The sequence below is a fragment of the Porticoccus sp. genome (genome assembly GCA_023261185.1).
Taxonomy (GTDB): Bacteria; Pseudomonadota; Gammaproteobacteria; order Pseudomonadales; family Porticoccaceae; genus Porticoccus; species Porticoccus litoralis.
Genome location: JALRJN010000074.1, coordinates 1 through 16740, shown reverse-complemented (window position 1 = coordinate 16740; position 16740 = coordinate 1). Strand labels below are relative to the sequence as shown.

Below are 16740 nucleotides of genomic sequence, written 5' to 3'. Positions count from 1 at the left end.
CTGTCAGCCAGGCATTCGCTGGCCTATCTCCTGGCCCATCTGCACATTGTGACCACTGGCAATCTCCGGTGACCAGTGGATAGTATTTGGTTCAAACAGCAGAATTGCTGTTGAGCCAAATTTAAAACGGCCCATCTCTTCACCCTTGTCCAGTGTAATCTCTTCAGGTTTAAACTGATCCACACGCAGCTGATTTGCCTGATAGCCTTTTTGCCATACGGTTTCAATACCCGCTACCATCATCGCGCCAACCATCACCACAGCGCAGCGGCCAAAATCAGTGTCAAAAACGCAGACCAAGCGTTCATTTTTGGCAAATAGCCCATCGACCATGGCAGTGGTAGCCGCATTGACCGAAAACAGTTTTCCAGGAATATAGCGACAGTAGTCGAGTGTGCCGGACACCGGCATATGGACACGGTGATAGTCGCTTGGCGACAAGTAAATGGTCATGAACTGACCCTGCTGAAAGAGCCGGCTATCCTCGTTAGCTTCACCTAGCAGTGTCTCTACAGAAAAGGATTTACCTTTAGCCTGAAAAATTTCGCCTGCGGTAATGGTGCCCAGTTGGCTGACGGCCCCATCTGCCGGCGAGGTGATCACGCTATCGCCCTTGGCGATAGGCCTGGCTTCCGGCTTAAGTGCGCGGGTGAAAAAGTCATTGAAACAGGCGTAGTCATCGGGCGATGCAGATAAAGCCTCTTCCATGTTGACCTGGTAGGTTTTAATAAACTGTCGAATCAGCGCATTTTTCACTCGCGGTGATTGAGACTCCGCGAGTTTTTTCCCCAACCGGGACAGTCCGTGTTGGGGTAATAGTCGCTGCAGTGCGACAAACCATTCCGCCAGGTATGTGTTCAAACTATTGCTCCACTGGAGTATCCGGGCGATTACCCCATTCCCACCAAGAGCCGTCATAGGCTCGTATATCGTCAAAGCCCAATATTCTTCCTAGCATGTAGGTAAAACCAGAACGGTGGTGAGATTGGCAGTGTGTCACAGTGGGTTTGCTGGGATCGATTCCGATTGCAGCCAGTCGCTCCAGGGCATCCTCGCGAATTCGCATATTCCTATGGTTATCAATCAGGCTGGTCCACTCGCAGTTGATGGCGCCGGGAATGTGTCCGCCCTTATCGGCCATGACTCTTTCGCCGCAGAACTCTGCCGGGGTGCGAGCATCCCAGATTTGCCAGTCGCCGGAATCCAGGTGAGCTATGATTTCTTCGGTTCTCACCAGTGCTTCTAGGTCGACCTTTACATCAAACTCAACTGCTGTCGGAGGGGGTACTTCCTGAGTCACGGCAAAGCCTTCGTTGTGCCAGGCTACCAGTCCACCGTTCAGGTATGACCAGTTGTGGTGTCCAATCACATCGAGTGTCCAGGCAAAGCGGCCAGCCCAACCACCGCCTTCATCATCGTAAACAACGACATGGGTGTCATCGGTTAATCCCAGACGTCCAAACAGTGCATTTAACTGTGGGGGTAATGCCAGCTTGTTGGGCCAGGGTTGGCCACCATTCATCAGCTCTTTTGGTGAGACGTGAACTGCGCCGGGTATATGTTTTTGCGTATAAAGACCATCGTTACACAGATCGATGATCAGAATATTGGGTTGGTCGAGCAGGTTAAGCAGGTCTTGCGGCTCGAGTAACTTTGGAATTGTGGACATGGTGCCTCCCGTACTGATAGCAGGCGGCGATTGTAACACTGATTTTGCAGTGTTTTGTCGGGCTTAATGGCCGCTTTCGAGGCTTTGTAGAATATGCCGGTAGCTGTCTGCTCGCTGGGTAGTGATGTGACCTTCAGCTATGGCTTCGTTAATGGCACAGCCGGGCTCGGTGCCTCGGTGTTGGCAATCCCTGAATTTGCAGTGGCCGAGAAAAGGTCGGAATTCAATAAAGCCGCTAGCGACTTCCTCGGGGTTCAGGTGCCATAACCCGAATTCACGTATTCCCGGCGAATCGATCACTTCACCACCCCCGGGTAAGTGAAATAACTGTGCCTTGGTGGTGGTGTGAGTACCCTTGGTCACTGCTTCTGACAGCGCGCCAACCGCGGTATTTGTCCCGGGAGACAGTGCATTTAATAAGGAAGACTTGCCAACACCCGACTGGCCGACAAACACGCTGGTTGTTCGGTCGAGAAGATCGGAGAGCAACCCCATCCCATCGCCACTGTGGGCAGAAACCTGCGAACAGACGTAGCCCAGCGTCTGATAGTCAGACAGCATATCCATGAGACGGTCACGGCTATTGTCATCGAGCAAGTCGCTTTTGTTCATCACTAACACAGGTGTGATCTGTTGATGCTCGCACGCAACCAGGTAGCGATCAATCAGGTTCCGGTGGGGTTCGGGCAGGGGTGCGATAACAATCACAATGCGGTCAATATTGGCAGCTACAGGTTTGAGCTTGCCGCGGTTGTCCGGGCGGCAAAGTTCACTGTTGCGTGGCTTGATGGCAACCACCACACCCTTGGGGTCACCGTCCTGCCAGATAACATTATCTCCGGTGACAATGGATGGCAGGTTTGCCCGTAGGTGACAGCGCTTTGATTCATGAGAGCTGTCATTTTCAGGCTCAACATCTACCTGAGAACCATAACAGGCCGTAACCCGCCCATTCTGCTCCGGGCCAAGATTATCCGTGGTCAGCAACGCTTCTGCCTGCACTCTATCAACAGCAGCCTGAGCCTTGTTCTGATTACGCTGGATGCGTCGCTGTTGTTGTTTGGTTAAATGGCGTTTGCTCAAAATCCAATCCTGACTGGAATAGGTGCCCGGGGTTATTAGCTGGCTTCGTTGGGCGCAAGGATATAGCATAAGCGCATCGGGGGACAGGAATCAGAAATGCTTGATCTGGAAGGAATCTACCAGTCGCTGGCAACATTTATTCCGCTGCTGGTGACAATTGCTTTCATTGTTTTGTGCCTGTGGATTGCCAACTGGTTGTTGTTGCGACGTGCCAGTCTAACCACGGAATCGAGGCTGCCGGGCCAGGTCACTATGCTGGTGCTGACGGCGATCGCTCTGGTGATCGTCATTTTGGCCTTGCCGGTTAGCGAGTCCACGCGGGGTGATTTGCTGAGCCTGTTGGGTTTGGTGCTGACAGGTGTTATTGCTCTGTCGTCTACCACCTTTGTCTCCAATGCGATGGCCGGTTTGATGCTGCGCGCCGTGAGAAGCTTTCATCACGGTGATTTTATTCGTGCCGGCGAGCACTTTGGTCGCGTGACAGAGCGGGGTTTGTTTCATACGGAAATTCAGTCTGAAGACCGCGACTTGATTACATTGCCAAATCTCTTTCTGGCTTCAAATCCGGTCACCGTTGTGCGCTCATCCGGCACCATTGTTTCCTGTGAACTATCCCTTGGCTATGACGTGGCCCACCACCAACTGGAGCCACTGTTCAAGGAAGCGGCGCTGGCAGCGGGCCTTACCGAACCCTTTATGCAGATACGCAACCTGGGAGATTTCTCGGTCAGCTACAAGATTTCCGGCTATTACCCAGAGGTGAAACATCTGTTGACGACACGCAGCAAACTCCGAAAAGAGGTTCTGGATAAGTTGCATGGGGCGGGTATCGAGATTGTGTCTCCAACATTCATGAATCAGCGTCAGTACCAGAGTGGTGAGAAATTTATCGGCATTCCGGGCAAGCCGGAGGTCAAGCAGAGCGAGCAAGAAGCACCGGAAGCGATGATTTTTGACAAGGCTGACCGGGCTGAAAAAATTCATTCTCTTGAGGATGAAAAGCAGACCATTACCCAGGAACTCAAATCCCTCAAAGAGCAGTTGCAGAGTGCTGGTAAGGAAGAAGCCAAGGTTTTAAAAGCAGAAGTCGAGCAGCGAGAAACGAGGCTGGCGGCACTGGACAGTATCATTAGCAAGGCCAAAGAAACTCCCCATGAATGACGTATTACTGAGCAAGGACCCCCTCAATCTCATCTGGATTGACCTGGAGATGACCGGGCTGGACACCGACAACGATGTCATTATTGAAATTGCCACCATTGTGACTGATAAGCATCTCAATATTTTGGGTGAAGGGCCGATGTTGGCGATCCATCAGCCCGATGAACTGCTGGAGGGTATGGATGAATGGAACACCCGACAACATGGCCAATCCGGGCTGACGGAACGGGTGCGTACCAGCACCATTTCCATGGCGGCAGCTGAAAAGGCAACGCTGGATTTCCTGTCCCAGTTTGTTGATGCCCGTCAGTCCCCCATGTGCGGCAACTCTATCTGCCAGGATCGCCGTTTTCTGGCCCGCCAGATGCCGGAACTGGAAGCCTTTTTTCACTACCGAAATCTCGATGTTAGCAGCGTCAAAGAAATCATTCGCCGCTGGAGGCCAGAGCTGTTGAAGGGCGTTTCCAAGCAGGGGGCGCATTTGGCGATGGATGACATCAAGGATTCCATCAACGAGTTGAAATATTACCGGGATGTGTTTTTTGTGATGGAGGAGCAGCCCTGATGTGGCAGGTGTATTTATCGGGGGAAATTCATACGGACTGGCGAGACCGGATTATTCAGGGTGCCAGCGAAAAACAGTTGCCGGTGACATTTAGCTCTGCCGTCACCGATCACGAAGCCAGCGACGCAGCAGGTGATGTGCTCGGCACTGAGCCAGAGCTGTTCTGGCGGGATCATAAGTCCTCGAAAATCAATGCGATTCGTACCAAAACACTGATCGAGCAGTGTGATCTGGCCATCATCCGCTTCGGTGATAAGTAAAAGCAGTGGAATGCCGCGTTCGATGCGGGCTACTGCGCGGCATTGGGCACGCCCTATATCACATTGCACGACGCCGATATTATCCATCCGCTGAAGGAAGTGGATGGGTCTGCCATGGCCTGGGCAAAGACGCCACAGCAGGTAGTGGCAATTCTCGATTACCTCACCACGCAACAGTAACCTTTTGATTCAGTTGCGGTGGGAGTCCGGGTTGGCAACCTTGCGTTTTCGGCGTCTTGGTTCACGATGTTGTTGCAATGCCCAGGCGACATGCTCCTGAACCAATGGCGATGGAAAGCTGGTCCGGCTTTCAAGCGCCTGTAATACCTTTTCAGTAGTCGGCGCATTCCCCAGCCCCACAGCCAGATTTCGCAACCAGCCCTGGTAGCCAATGCGCCGGATGGGTGACCCCTCTGTGTATTTCATAAACTCAGCCTCGCTCCATAAAAACAGGGTGGCCAGTTCACTGTTGTCCAGATGATGACGGGGTGAAAAATCTTTCTCATTGGATGTGGGGGCGGCTTTATTCCACGGGCAGACAGCCTGGCAGTCATCACAACCGAATACCCGGTTACCCATGGGCTCCCGAAATTCTTCGGGTATTGCTCCTTTGTTCTCAATAGTCAGATACGAGATACAACGTCGTGCGTCCAGTACGTAGGGTTCGGGAAATGCGTCCGTCGGACAGACTTTCAGACAGGCCTGACATTCCCCGCACTGGTCTTCCTCAAGCTGGGTGTCCACGGGCAGCGGCAGGCTGGTGTATATTTCGCCCAGAAAAAACCAGGAGCCGGCCTGGCTGTTGATCACCAGAGTATGCTTACCCTGCCAGCCAATGCCCGCTTTGACTGCCAGGGGTTTTTCCATCACCGGGGCGCTGTCCACAAATGGGCGCTGGGTCACCCCTCCCGGCACTGCCTTTTCGATTTCTTTCGCCAGTGTGGTGAGGCGTTTTCTAATCAGCTTGTGATAGTCGCGGCCCAGGGCATAGCGGGAAATGAAAGCACGATCATCGGATTTCAGTACGGCAACCAGGTTGTCGTCTGGGGGTAGGTAATCCATACGTACCACAATCACCCTGCGGGTATTGGGCAGCAGTTGCTCGGGATGGTAACGTTTGCTGCCGTGCTCACCCATCCAGCGCATATCCCCCTGGTAGCCATTTTCAAGCCAGCGGTTGAGCTGTTGACCACTATCGGACAAGTCAATGTCGGCTATGGCTATCTGCTGAAAGCCCAGCGCCTTTCCCCATTCCTTGATCTCAAGGGCCAGCTGAGTGTAGTCAGGGTCGTTGTGCTGAAGTGTCATGGTCGAACTTAAGTCTATAGTTAACGTATAATTTTGACAGATTTTCAGCGGATTATCGGTAGTTTATGTCGCACCATCTGCCAGTCCCTCTTTACTCCGCCCGGCAGGTCCGGGAATTGGATCGCATTGCCATTCAGGATTGTGGCATTCCCGGCATCAAGTTGATGAAACGTGCAGGCTATGCTGTATTTCAACAGATAATCAGTCGCTGGCCTGGAGCTCCCCTGACAGTCTTTTGTGGAGCTGGCAACAATGCGGGTGATGGATACATCGTCGCGGCACTGGCCGCCGAAAGCTGTTTGCCCGTGGAAATCATTCAGCTCACTGCTGCCCACAAGCTCCAGGGCGATGCATTGTCAGCCTACAACTATGCAGTGCAGGCAGGAGTCAGTATCAAGCCTTTTAGTGATGGCATGGGTTTGGAAACAGGTGTGGTAGTTGATGCCCTGTTGGGTACCGGCTTGAATGGTGAAGTTCGCGAGCCCTTTGCACAGGCGATTCGCCTGATTAAAGACAGTGGTCTGCCCATTGTCGCTGTGGATATCCCATCCGGACTCTGCAGTGATACCGGCACAGCAGTTGGTCCGGTGATTGGTGCAGATGTAACGGTGACGTTTATCGGTATGAAACAGGGATTGTTTACTGGTGAAGGCCCGCAGCATACCGGGGAGCTGGTATTTAACAATTTGCGTGTTCCCGAGTTGGTGTACCACCAGGTGACGCCGGAATGTGAACGGTTGGATCTCGAAGAACTGATGCCCTTGTTGCCGAAGCGGCGCAGAGATGCACACAAGGGAGACTTCGGACATGTCCTGGTAGTGGGTGGTGAGCGAGGTTTTGGCGGCGCTGTTGCCATGGCCGCAGAAGTGGCGTTACGCACAGGGACGGGTCTGGTTTCTGTGGCAACCCGTTCAGAACATGTGTCTGCCGTGCTATCCCGTTGTCCGGAACTCATGGTCAATGCTGTCTCTTCCGGGCAGGAACTTCAGCCTCTGCTCGAGCGAGCGTCCGTTGTGGTAGTCGGCCCGGGATTGGGGAAAACACCCTGGTCAGAGCAGTTGCTTCGCCAAGTATTTATGGCTGGCAAACCAACGGTTGTTGATGCAGATGGCCTGAACCTGCTGGCCGCTCAGACGTCTCAGACCCATGATTCCCGACACTGGATTCTCACGCCCCATCCCGGTGAGGCCGCCAGACTGCTCGGTAAAACCGTCTCTGAAGTGCAGGCAGATCGATTTGCTGCCGTGCGTGAGTTGTGGCGAAAGTATCAATGTCCGGTGTTGTTAAAAGGTGTTGGCTCCCTGATTTGCTGTTCCGATAAACTCCCGGTGGCCGTTTGCACAGGCGGGAACCCTGGCATGGCATCTGGCGGCATGGGTGATGTGTTGAGTGGTATAGCGGGGGCGTTGTTGGCCCAGGGTATTGATCCCGGACAGGCATTGTCACTCGCTGTGGGCTTGCATGCGGAAGCCGCTGACCGAGCTGCGGTGGATGGTGAGAGGGGAATGACTGCGACCGATCTGCTGGGTCCACTGCGCCGGTTAGTGAATCCATGAGGGAGTCGTTTGACATTCACCTGACTGGTGAAGACGCCATGGTGGCTTTTGGTCGCCAGTTGGGCAGTATGTTGCCCGATGGCTGCCTGGTATTTCTGGAAGGTGATCTGGGTGCAGGAAAAACCACCCTGAGTCGCGGTATGCTGTCAGCCTTTGGTCATCACGGTGTTGTGAAAAGCCCCACCTACACACTGGTGGAGCCCTATCAGTTGGGGAAAAAACTGATTTATCATTTTGACCTGTACCGTTTGGGCGACCCCGAAGAACTCGAATATATTGGTATTCGAGATTATCTCCAGCAAGCGAACTGTTGCCTGGTGGAGTGGCCTGAACGGGGTGCTGGCATGTTGCCCGAGCCGGATTTGAGGATACAGATCAGGATTGAAAACGGCGCGCGGCGTGTACTTGTCGAGGCCAACACCGAGAGGGGCGAAGGCGCGATCAAACAATTGGCAGCCATGTCATGAGGACAGTTTGTTGCTGAATTCAGCATGTATCAAAACCTTGTTGCTATTGCTGCTGGGGATGTTCTGCGAGGCATCTTTAGCGGCGACGGTTGATGGTGTTCGCTTGTGGCGGGCTCCAGACCATACCCGACTGGTTTTTGACCTGAGTGGTCCGGTAAACCACAAAATTTTCCCCCTGGATAATCCTCCCCGTCTGGTGATGGATATTGCCCATTCATCCATCAATACCAGCACCAATGGTCTGGACCTGTCGACAACCCCGGTTACTGCACTGCGCACCGGCGTCAAGGATAAGACTGACCTGCGCATTGTGCTCGATCTCAAAACTGCCGTCAGACCCCGTAGTTTTGCACTCTCCAAAAACCAGCAATATGGTGATCGCCTGGTGGTTGATCTCTATGACATTGGTCAGGAGACAGTGAAAACAGTCAAGGACGCCGCAGGAGAAAGTGGCAACCGCGATATCATTATTGCCATCGATGCCGGCCATGGCGGAGAAGATCCGGGTGCATTGGGGCCGAAAGGTATACGTGAAAAGCAGGTGGTGCTGGCGATTAGCAAGGAATTACAGAAGCTGCTTGATAGCACCCCGGGTTTTCGCGCCAGGCTGGTCCGAACGGGCGACTATTACATTCCCCTGCGCAAGCGTACTGAAATTGCGCGTAACCACCGTGCTGACATGTTTATTTCCATACACGCTGATGCGTTCACCAAGTCATCGGCGAACGGTGCGTCGGTGTTTGCGCTCTCCCGGCGCGGTGCGACCAGTGAAACGGCCCGCTACCTGGCCAGCCGGGAAAACCAGGCGGACCTGATTGGTGGTGCCGGCAGCGTCAGCCTGGATGACAAGGACCACATGCTGGCCAGCGTGCTGCTGGATCTATCCATGACCGCCACGCTCAGCAGCAGCCTGGAAGTGGGGGCAGAGGTATTGCGCTCCATCGGTGGCGTTGCCAGGTTGCACAAGAAACATGTGGAGCAGGCGGGCTTTGTGGTGCTCAAGTCCCCTGATATCCCTTCCATTCTGGTTGAGACTGGCTTTATCTCCAACCCCAAGGAAGCCCGGCAGTTAAGCGACCGGAGTTATCAGCAAAAGATGGCGAGGGCCATTTTTAACGGTGTCAATCGATACTTCGAGAAAGCCCCTCCGGCCGGGACATTGCTGGCGGCCCGTAAAACCATGGGTGGTGGGGGCGTACACGTCATTGCCCGGGGTGATACGCTGTCGGATATAGCCGTTCGTTACAATGTGTCTGTAGAAGACCTGTTGCGACATAATGGTCTTAATAGCACGCGCATCAGAGTTGGACAGCGCCTGAAAATTCCCGCTTCCTGAAGATTATTGATTCATGCCCAAAATTCATCTGCTCAGTCCCCGGTTGGCTAACCAGATTGCCGCCGGTGAGGTGGTAGAGCGCCCCGCCTCCGTGATCAAAGAGTTGCTGGAAAACAGTATTGATAGTGGTGCCAGCCGCATTGAGATTGATGTGGAAAGCGGCGGCGTTAAGCTCATGCGCGTCCGCGATAACGGCTGTGGCATTGGAGAAGAAGACTTGCCTTTGGCGCTCAGCCGTCATGCCACCAGCAAGATTGAGCAGCTGGACGACCTCGAAGCTGTGGCTACCCTCGGTTTTCGTGGCGAAGCACTGGCCAGTATTTCGTCCGTCGCCAGACTTGCTATTGCCACCAATGATCAGGACAGAGGCCCCGGTTGGAAAGCCGAAGCTGAAGGGCGCGATATGGCGGTGAACCTGGCGCCGGTGGCCCACCCGCGTGGAACCACGGTTGAAGTGCGTGACCTGTTTTTTAATACCCCCGCCCGGCGCAAATTTCTGCGCACAGAGACCACTGAATACAAGCGGATTGACGAAGTACTGCGAAAACTCTCCCTCAGTCATTTCGATATTGATTTCACCCTGCGCAATAACGGCAAGGTGGTCCACCAGTTTCGCGCCGCTGGCACTCAGCTTGAACAGGAGCGCCGTGTGGCGGCCATCTGTGGCCCGGCGTTTATGGAAAATGCAATCTACGTAGATATGGAAGCCGCTGGCTTACGTCTCTGGGGTTGGGTGGGGCTGCCGACTTTTTCCCGCAGTCAGGCGGACCTGCAGCATTTCTTTGTCAATGGCCGCAGCATTCGCGACAAGCTGGTGACCCACGCGGTTCGTCAGGCATACCAGGATGTGATGTATCACGGGCGCCACCCGGCTTTTGTCCTCTATCTGGAATTAAACCCGGCAGATGTGGACGTCAACGTACATCCCACCAAGCACGAAGTGCGTTTTCGCGACAGTCGTACTGTCCACGATTTCCTGTTTCGTAGCCTGCACCGCTGCGTGGCCGATATCCGCCCTGGGGATAGCAACCAAGCTGGTGACAGCGAGCCTACGGAAACACCTTTACCAGCGGTGGACCGTTCCCCTGTGACGCAGGCGTCGATCAGTTTCAGCGAAAAGTCACCGGGGCCTAATCGCGTCGCAGAACAAATGGCCGTGTATGGCGACCTGCATGTGCCGGAGACATCCATCTCGCCATCGCCTTTGGCGCAAACCGATGAAACCCTGCCGCCACTGGGCTATGCCATTGCCCAGTTAAAAGGTATTTACATTCTTGCGGAAAATGCTGCGGGCCTGGTGCTGGTGGATATGCATGCCGCCCATGAACGCATTACCTACGAGCGCATGAAGCAGGCATTTGATGCTGAGGGGCTGATGTCCCAACCGCTGCTGGTTCCCAAAACACTGGCGGTCAGCCAGGCCGAGGCGGATACCGCAGAGGAACAGTCTGCCGTGTTTGAATCCCTGGGCTTCCAATTACAACGGGCGGGCCCGGAAAGTTTGCTGGTGCGGCAGGTGCCTGCACTGCTGCGTGATGCGGATGTGGAACCGCTGGTTCGGGACGTGCTGTCGGACCTGGTTAGCCATGGCAACAGTGACCGCATCAGGGAACACCTCAATGAAATTATGGCCAACATGGCCTGTCATTGTTCGGTCCGGGCCAACCGCAAATTATCCATTGCCGAAATGAATGCCCTGTTGCGGGATATGGAAGCGACAGAACGCAGTGGCCAGTGTAACCACGGCCGGCCTACCTGGACCCAGATGTCACTGGGAGAATTGGACAAACTGTTTTTAAGGGGACGGTAATCATCATGTTGCGCTTTTTGGGAAATCTTTTGTGGTTGATTTTTGGCGGTCTGCTGATGGGCCTGGCCTGGTGGCTGATCGGCCTGGTGGCGTTTATTACCATTATCGGTATTCCCTGGGGGCGCTCCTGTTTTGTTATCGGCCAGTTCACGTTTCTGCCTTTTGGGCGTGAAGCCGTGAGTCGCAGCGTCATCACAGGCAAGGAAGATCTGGGTACCGGTGCGCTGGGGCTGCTGGGCAATATTATCTGGTTTATTCTGGCCGGGTTCTGGCTGGCGGTGGGTCACATCACCCTGGCATTGGCGCTGTTCATTACCATTATTGGTATTCCCTTTGCCCTTCAGCACCTGAAGCTGGCACTGTTGACCCTGGCGCCAGTGGGCAAGGTCGTGGTGAAAAGTTAGTTCTTTGTTATGGCGCGGGGGTGTCGTTCAACTGTTGATCCAGTTTATTGGAAACATATTTGGGGCCTCGAGTGAAACGCCCCAGCAAGTGGTAGGCGACCGGTAGGATAAACAGTGTAAACACCGTAGCGAAAGCCACGCCACAGAACAGGGTTATACCCAGCACCTGGCGGGTTTCTGCTCCGGCACCGAAGGACAGTATCAGCGGTATGGACCCGGCAATGGTGGTAATGCTGGTCATGACAATCGGGCGCAGCCGCACCTGTGCAGCGGTAATAATGGCTTCTTGCACAGAACTACCCTGATCGCGCATCTGATTGGCAAACTCGACAATAAGAATGCCGTTCTTGGCCGCCAGTCCTATCAGCATGATCAGACCAATCTGGCTGTAGAGGTTGAGGGTGTTGTCGCTGGCCCACAGACCCAGCAATCCCCCGGCTATGGCCAGTGGCACAGTCAGAATAATAATCAGTGGACTGATATAGCTTTCAAATTGGGCGGCCAGTACCAGGAACATCACCAGCACACCCAGAATAAATATGAAGTAACTGGCGGAACCGGACTTTTTGAAATCCAGTGAGCGCCCCTTGTAGTCAATCACCGCGTGTTCGGGTAAGTGCTCGCGCACCAGTTGCTCGAGATAGGTCAGGCCTTCGCCCAAGGGCAGGTCATCTTCCAGATTGGCATCAATGGTGATGGCGCGGTTGCGATTATAGCGATTCAGTGTTTTTGAATCCGCGTATTCCTCCAATGTCACCAGGTTGGACAGGGGAATGAGCTGGTTGGAGCGCTCTGAACGCACATAAATATTGGTCAGGTCATCGGGGCTGTTTTGCTGATCGCGTTTGCCCTCAATCATCACGTCGTACTCTTCCCCGGCATCGAGGTATGTGGTGACTTTGCGCGAAGCCAGCATGCTTTCCAGCGTTCGCCCGATATTCTGTACTGACACCCCAAGTTCTGCCGCGCGGTTGTAGTCAATATTGACCTGTACCTGGGGGCTGGTTTCCCGGTAATCGCTGTCAATGTCAGTAAAGCCCGGGTTATTTTTACTCAGCTCTGCGTACAGGGTATCCCGCCAGCGGGCCAGCTCCTCGTAGGTGCCACCGGCGAGCACAAACTGCACTGGTTTGGCTGTGCGGTTACCAATGCCCTGGCGCATAACGGGGTGAATCTGTACGCCGACCAGGTCCGAGGTTTTGGCGCGGATTTCAGCCATGATGTCCCAGGCGGAGCGGCGACTTCCCCACTCATTGAGAACCACAATGGCAATGCCAGTGTTAAAGGCATCACGTGGCGCACGCACCAGAATCCGGCCTGCTTCTCCTTCGCTTGCCAGGGGTAACAGGCGCTGTTCAATCTCTTCGATGTAAGCCTTGGTGTAGGCGTAACTGGCTCCTTCAGGACCCTTGACCATGATAAAAAAGGCGCCACGGTCTTCCTTGGGAACGTATTCGTTGGGAATAAGGGCCACCAGCCAGACACAGAGGCCGATGCAGCTTGCAAATAGTAGCCCGACCAGCAGCGGGTGATTCAGGCTAGCCTCTACCAGGTGGCGGTAATGGCCACGGCAACTCTGGAAGAAACGGTCTACCCGGGTTTCGGGTGCAGCTTGCCCATCTGTCCGGGCGAGCAGTAATGATGCCAACACCGGGCACAGGGTCAGTGCCACCAGGCTGGAAAATAACACCGCAGCGCTCATGGTGAGGGCAAACTCAGAGAATAACCGGCCCATATCGCCCTCCAGCATGGAGATTGGCGAAAATACCGCTACCAGCACCAGCGTGGTGGCGATGACGGCAAACCCCACTTGCCGAGTGCCCCGGAAAGCCGCGACCAGAGCGGGCTCACGGTGCTCCGCCATACGGCGATGGATGTTTTCCAGCACCACGATGGCGTCGTCCACTACCAGGCCAATGGCCAGTACCAGTGCCAGCAGTGTCAGCAGGTTGACCGTAAAGCCCATGGCCATCAGGACGGTAAAGGTTGCGATTAGGGAGATGGGAACCGTGACCGCGGGCACCAGCATTGCCCGAGCACTACCCAGAAACAGATAGATCACAAAGATCACCAGACCAATGCTGATGGCCAGGGTTTTGTAGACCTCGCCGATGGCCTGCTCAATAAACACGGAGGAATCGTAACTTTCGTGGATCTGCATGCCGTCGGGCAACAGCTTGTTGAGTCTTGCTGCTTCCGCCTTGACGGCCCGCGATACCTCAATGGTGTTGGCGGTGGACTGTTTGGTGATGCCTAGACCCACCATGGTCTCCCCATTGCCGCGGAACAGGGTGCGGTATTCCTCTGTGCCTTTGTGTACCGTGGCCACATCGGCCAGTCGCACCAGGTAGCCATCCTCGCCCCGGCTCAGTACCAGCTGGCTGAAGTCTTCCGCAGTGCGGAACACCCGTTTCACCCGCACAGTAAATTCCTGCTGGATCGATTCGATCTTACCGGCGGGCAGTTCCACGTTCTCAGACCTCAGGGCAGCCTCCACATCACTTACCGTGAGGTTGTGTGCGGCAAGCTTGATGCGATCCAGCCAGATACGCATGGCCAGACTCTGGCCTCCCCCTATACGTACCCGCGCCACACCGTCGAGAATCGAAAAGCGATCCACCAAATAGCGTTCCGCGTAATCGGTGAGTTCGGGCACAGAGAGCGCTTCGCTGGTGAGATTGAGCCACATAATGACTTCGTCATTCGTATCCAGCTTTTCTACGGTGGGCAGGTCGGCCTCCTCCGGCAGATCTTCCAGTACGCGGGCAACCCGGTCGCGGACATCGTTGGCGGCCGCCTCAATATTGCGGGACAGGTTAAACTCAATATTAATTTTAGATTCGCCATCGGAGCTGTTCGACTCGATGTACTTGATGCCCTCCAGACCCGAGATGCGATCTTCCAGGACCTGGGTGATGCGGGTTTCCACCACGTTGGCAGCAGCGCCCGGATATTTTGTTTCGATGGAGACGATTGGTGGGTCGATATCAGGGTATTCACGCAGGGGTAGTCGATCAAAAGCAATCATCCCGAATGCCACAAGCAGTAGGGAAATGACCGAGGCAAAAACTGGTCGCCGAATACTGATATCGGACAGCAGCATGGAATCAGTGAGCTCCGCGGTCAGTGCTTGACTGCTTGAGTAGTTCGCTCAGACTTTCCTCACCTTGCTGGGTGGCAGTGATGGAGACAGCGGAACCCTGATTGAGGCGCATAATCCCGTGGGTGACCACCAGTTCCCCGGCTTCAATGCCGGTTATCACGGAGACAACCCCAGGGCGGCGAGGGCCGGTGGTCAGCTGGCGTTTGGACACAGTGGCTGGTTCTTTGCTGGTATCCACTACGAAGGCAAACTGGTTAAACCCCTCCTGAATCAGAGCCTCCTCGGGAATCATGATGTAATTAATCGGTGGTTTTTTGAGGGTCACCGTCATCAGCATGCCGGGTTTGAGCTGGCGTTCCGGGTTGGGCAGCAGGGCCCGCACGGAGAGTGCGCGGGTGACAGGGTCGACCCTGGAATCAAGACTGGCGATTTCTCCCTCAAAATCCTTGTCCCCCAATTCCCTGGCGTTGGCGACCACCGTCATTCCTGGTCGCAGGCTGTTGATGAATACCGCTGGCACCGACATATCCAGATTCATGACACTGTCGTCGTCGAGTGTGGTAATCCTGTCCCCAGGTGTTACCAGTGCCCCAACGCTGATCTGGCGCAGCCCGACCACACCATCAAAAGGGGCAATGATGAGACGGTCCTGAAGTCGGGATTGGGTGGCCTGGAGTTTGGCCTGGGCTGTTTCATAGGCTGCGCGGCGTTCATCCAGCAGGGACTCACTGGCCAGATTGGTTTTTACCAGCCCCTTGATACGCTGGTATTGGCGCTGTGCTTCACGCAGGGTTGAGCGTGCTTCTTCAAGTAGGGCATGCTCTTCTTCGCTAGTCATTTCCACCAGTACTTTGCCGGACTCGACCCGTTCACCATCATCAAAGTGAATAGCGGTAATGGTTTCGGTGACGGTGGCAGAGAGGGTTACTGCCTCGTTGGCTCTCAGGGTGCCCAGTGCTTCGATGGTTTCTTCAAGGGGTTCGACCACCGCGGCTTTCACAAACACCGGTACCGGGGTGGCCGCGACTGAGAGGGCCGGGACCGTTCCCAGCAGTAGGGACCCCAGCAGCGGGGTTAGGGCGAAAGCCTTCATTCGCATGTCAGAGAGTCCTTTTATCCGAGCGCATCGAGCATAAAAATTCGGCGTTAGTGAAATATGACAGTTCCCACGGCTAATGCAATGAAAAATGCCACCTTGGGTCGGCACTTAAGCTATCACCTTTATGCACTGTGTTGGTGCATCAGGATTTAGGTGCACAATCAGGGAACAGAAATTTTCGTGTGCTAATGGCATGTGCCGTGGTCAGTGTGCGCTCAAGCCCCTGTAAGAGGGGCATTTGCGATTGACACGGAAAAGTTGGCATATATCCTGAATGTAGTTTCATTAGTGTTCGTACTTTTGGCAACACGAATTGAGACAATCTGGCAAATAGAGCGCTAGGGTTCCGATTCATCGAAAGTCTTTTCAGGTCGATGGGTGTCTGGTCCGAGAGCACTCGACCTCTCAGTGATATGAGGGGTTACACGGCGGGACAAAAGCCCGGGAGACTTGTTTGGCGTTGAGCCAAAAGTACTCCACTTGCACCGGTGTAACCCGATACACGAAAGAACCGACTGAGAGGTTTATCATGAAAAAACTTGCTGCAATCCTTCTTGCTTCACTGCTGTTCTCCTCCGGCGCCATGGCGCGCGATGACTTTAAGATTTGCTGGTCAATTTATGTCGGCTGGATGCCCTGGGCCTATGGTGCTGAATCCGGCATCGTCAAGAAATGGGCTGATAAATATGACATCACTATCGACGTAGTACAGATCAACGACTACGTAGAATCCATCAACCAGTACACCGCCGGCCAGTTTGATGCCTGCACCATGACCAATATGGATGCGCTCACTATTCCTGCTGCGGGTGGTGTCGACTCTACCGCATTAATTCTTGGTGATTTTTCTAATGGGAACGATGGCATTGTTCTGAAGGGCGAAGGTAAAACCCTGAAAGACATTGAGGGCCAAAACGTC

At 54.3% G+C, this 16740-nt stretch carries 13 protein-coding genes, 2 pseudogenes and 1 riboswitch; of the genes and pseudogenes, 9 read left to right on the top strand and 6 right to left on the bottom strand.

The features are described from left to right. Positions 1-3: 3 nt before the first annotated feature. The 3 genes from asd to rsgA form a co-directional block, all read right to left on the bottom strand. Positions 4-861 (bottom strand): archaetidylserine decarboxylase, encoded by an 858-nt coding sequence (gene asd / locus ACYZYZ_RS06770; RefSeq protein WP_461483713.1) that lies wholly within the window; start codon positions 859-861, stop codon positions 4-6. A gap of 1 nt (position 862) precedes the next feature. Then, positions 863-1669, bottom strand: coding sequence for a sulfurtransferase (locus tag ACYZYZ_RS06765; protein WP_461483712.1), 807 nt, complete (start codon positions 1667-1669; stop codon positions 863-865). Positions 1670-1732: 63 nt separating this feature from the next. Further along, positions 1733-2752: a small ribosomal subunit biogenesis GTPase RsgA gene (gene rsgA / locus ACYZYZ_RS06760; protein ID WP_461483711.1), complete on the bottom strand. Its 1020-nt coding sequence runs from the start codon at positions 2750-2752 to the stop codon at positions 1733-1735. 96 nt (positions 2753-2848) lie between these two features. Here rsgA and ACYZYZ_RS06755 point away from each other — a divergent pair, with 96 nt between their 5' ends. The 3 genes and pseudogenes from ACYZYZ_RS06755 (at position 2849) to ACYZYZ_RS06745 (ending at position 4918) form a co-directional block, all read left to right on the top strand. Then, positions 2849-3913 carry a mechanosensitive ion channel family protein gene (locus tag ACYZYZ_RS06755; protein ID WP_305169934.1) on the top strand — a complete coding sequence of 355 codons (1065 nt, stop codon included), beginning with the start codon at positions 2849-2851 and terminating at the stop codon, positions 3911-3913. Continuing rightward, positions 3906-4478 (top strand): oligoribonuclease, encoded by a 573-nt coding sequence (gene orn / locus ACYZYZ_RS06750; protein ID WP_305169935.1) that lies wholly within the window; start codon positions 3906-3908, stop codon positions 4476-4478. Before ACYZYZ_RS06755 ends, orn begins: the two co-directional genes overlap by 8 nt. After that, positions 4478-4918, top strand: a pseudogene (locus ACYZYZ_RS06745) (YtoQ family protein). Before orn ends, ACYZYZ_RS06745 begins: the two are co-directional and overlap by 1 nt. A gap of 9 nt (positions 4919-4927) precedes the next feature. On the opposite strand, the gene queG reads toward ACYZYZ_RS06745, so the two are convergent. Next, on the bottom strand, positions 4928-6046 hold the full coding sequence (queG, locus tag ACYZYZ_RS06740; protein ID WP_461483710.1) for a tRNA epoxyqueuosine(34) reductase QueG: 1119 nt from the start codon (positions 6044-6046) through the stop codon (positions 4928-4930). Between the two features lie 65 nt (positions 6047-6111). Between queG and ACYZYZ_RS06735 the strand changes: the two genes are divergently transcribed. The 5 genes from ACYZYZ_RS06735 to ACYZYZ_RS06715 are packed head-to-tail and all read left to right on the top strand — an operon-like array spanning position 6112 to position 11619. Next, positions 6112-7602, top strand: coding sequence for an NAD(P)H-hydrate dehydratase (locus ACYZYZ_RS06735; RefSeq protein WP_461483709.1), 1491 nt, complete (start codon positions 6112-6114; stop codon positions 7600-7602). Then, complete coding sequence (gene tsaE, locus ACYZYZ_RS06730) at positions 7599-8069, top strand: tRNA (adenosine(37)-N6)-threonylcarbamoyltransferase complex ATPase subunit type 1 TsaE (protein ID WP_461483708.1); 471 nt, start codon at positions 7599-7601, stop codon at positions 8067-8069. Before ACYZYZ_RS06735 ends, tsaE begins: the two co-directional genes overlap by 4 nt. Positions 8070-8127: 58 nt before the next feature. Continuing rightward, positions 8128-9405: an N-acetylmuramoyl-L-alanine amidase gene (locus ACYZYZ_RS06725; protein WP_461483719.1), complete on the top strand. Its 1278-nt coding sequence runs from the start codon at positions 8128-8130 to the stop codon at positions 9403-9405. Between the two features lie 13 nt (positions 9406-9418). Continuing rightward, a complete protein-coding gene (mutL, locus tag ACYZYZ_RS06720; protein ID WP_461483707.1) occupies positions 9419-11215 on the top strand; it encodes a DNA mismatch repair endonuclease MutL in 1797 nt (598 codons plus the stop codon). A gap of 5 nt (positions 11216-11220) precedes the next feature. Continuing rightward, positions 11221-11619 carry a YccF domain-containing protein gene (locus tag ACYZYZ_RS06715; protein ID WP_461483706.1) on the top strand — a complete coding sequence of 133 codons (399 nt, stop codon included), beginning with the start codon at positions 11221-11223 and terminating at the stop codon, positions 11617-11619. Between the two features lie 7 nt (positions 11620-11626). Here the strand turns inward: ACYZYZ_RS06715 and ACYZYZ_RS06710 are convergent, their stop codons facing one another. Both ACYZYZ_RS06710 and ACYZYZ_RS06705 read right to left on the bottom strand, forming a co-directional pair. Then, the gene (locus ACYZYZ_RS06710) at positions 11627-14722 is read right to left on the bottom strand and encodes an efflux RND transporter permease subunit (RefSeq protein WP_461483705.1); all 3096 of its coding nucleotides are present in this window, start codon (positions 14720-14722) and stop codon (positions 11627-11629) included. A gap of 4 nt (positions 14723-14726) precedes the next feature. Next, a complete protein-coding gene (locus tag ACYZYZ_RS06705) occupies positions 14727-15821 on the bottom strand; it encodes an efflux RND transporter periplasmic adaptor subunit (RefSeq protein ID WP_461483704.1) in 1095 nt (364 codons plus the stop codon). Between the two features lie 327 nt (positions 15822-16148). Then, positions 16149-16271: riboswitch (guanidine-I (ykkC/yxkD leader) on the top strand. Between the two features lie 133 nt (positions 16272-16404). Here ACYZYZ_RS06705 and ACYZYZ_RS06700 point away from each other — a divergent pair. Further along, positions 16405-16740, top strand: a pseudogene (locus ACYZYZ_RS06700) (putative urea ABC transporter substrate-binding protein); the annotation flags it as partial.

Coding starts and splice junctions, on each gene's coding strand:
- ACYZYZ_RS06725 (WP_461483719.1), top strand. CDS start 8,128: ATGTTCTGCGAGGCATCTTTAGCGGCGACGGTTGATGGTGTTCGCTTG.
- ACYZYZ_RS06765 (WP_461483712.1), bottom strand. CDS start 1,669: ATGTCCACAATTCCAAAGTTACTCGAGCCGCAAGACCTGCTTAACCTG.
- ACYZYZ_RS06705 (WP_461483704.1), bottom strand. CDS start 15,821: ATGCGAATGAAGGCTTTCGCCCTAACCCCGCTGCTGGGGTCCCTACTG.
- orn (WP_305169935.1), top strand. CDS start 3,906: ATGAATGACGTATTACTGAGCAAGGACCCCCTCAATCTCATCTGGATT.
- mutL (WP_461483707.1), top strand. CDS start 9,419: ATGCCCAAAATTCATCTGCTCAGTCCCCGGTTGGCTAACCAGATTGCC.
- ACYZYZ_RS06755 (WP_305169934.1), top strand. CDS start 2,849: ATGCTTGATCTGGAAGGAATCTACCAGTCGCTGGCAACATTTATTCCG.
- tsaE (WP_461483708.1), top strand. CDS start 7,599: ATGAGGGAGTCGTTTGACATTCACCTGACTGGTGAAGACGCCATGGTG.
- ACYZYZ_RS06715 (WP_461483706.1), top strand. CDS start 11,221: ATGTTGCGCTTTTTGGGAAATCTTTTGTGGTTGATTTTTGGCGGTCTG.
- ACYZYZ_RS06710 (WP_461483705.1), bottom strand. CDS start 14,722: ATGCTGCTGTCCGATATCAGTATTCGGCGACCAGTTTTTGCCTCGGTC.
- queG (WP_461483710.1), bottom strand. CDS start 6,046: ATGACACTTCAGCACAACGACCCTGACTACACTCAGCTGGCCCTTGAG.
- ACYZYZ_RS06735 (WP_461483709.1), top strand. CDS start 6,112: ATGTCGCACCATCTGCCAGTCCCTCTTTACTCCGCCCGGCAGGTCCGG.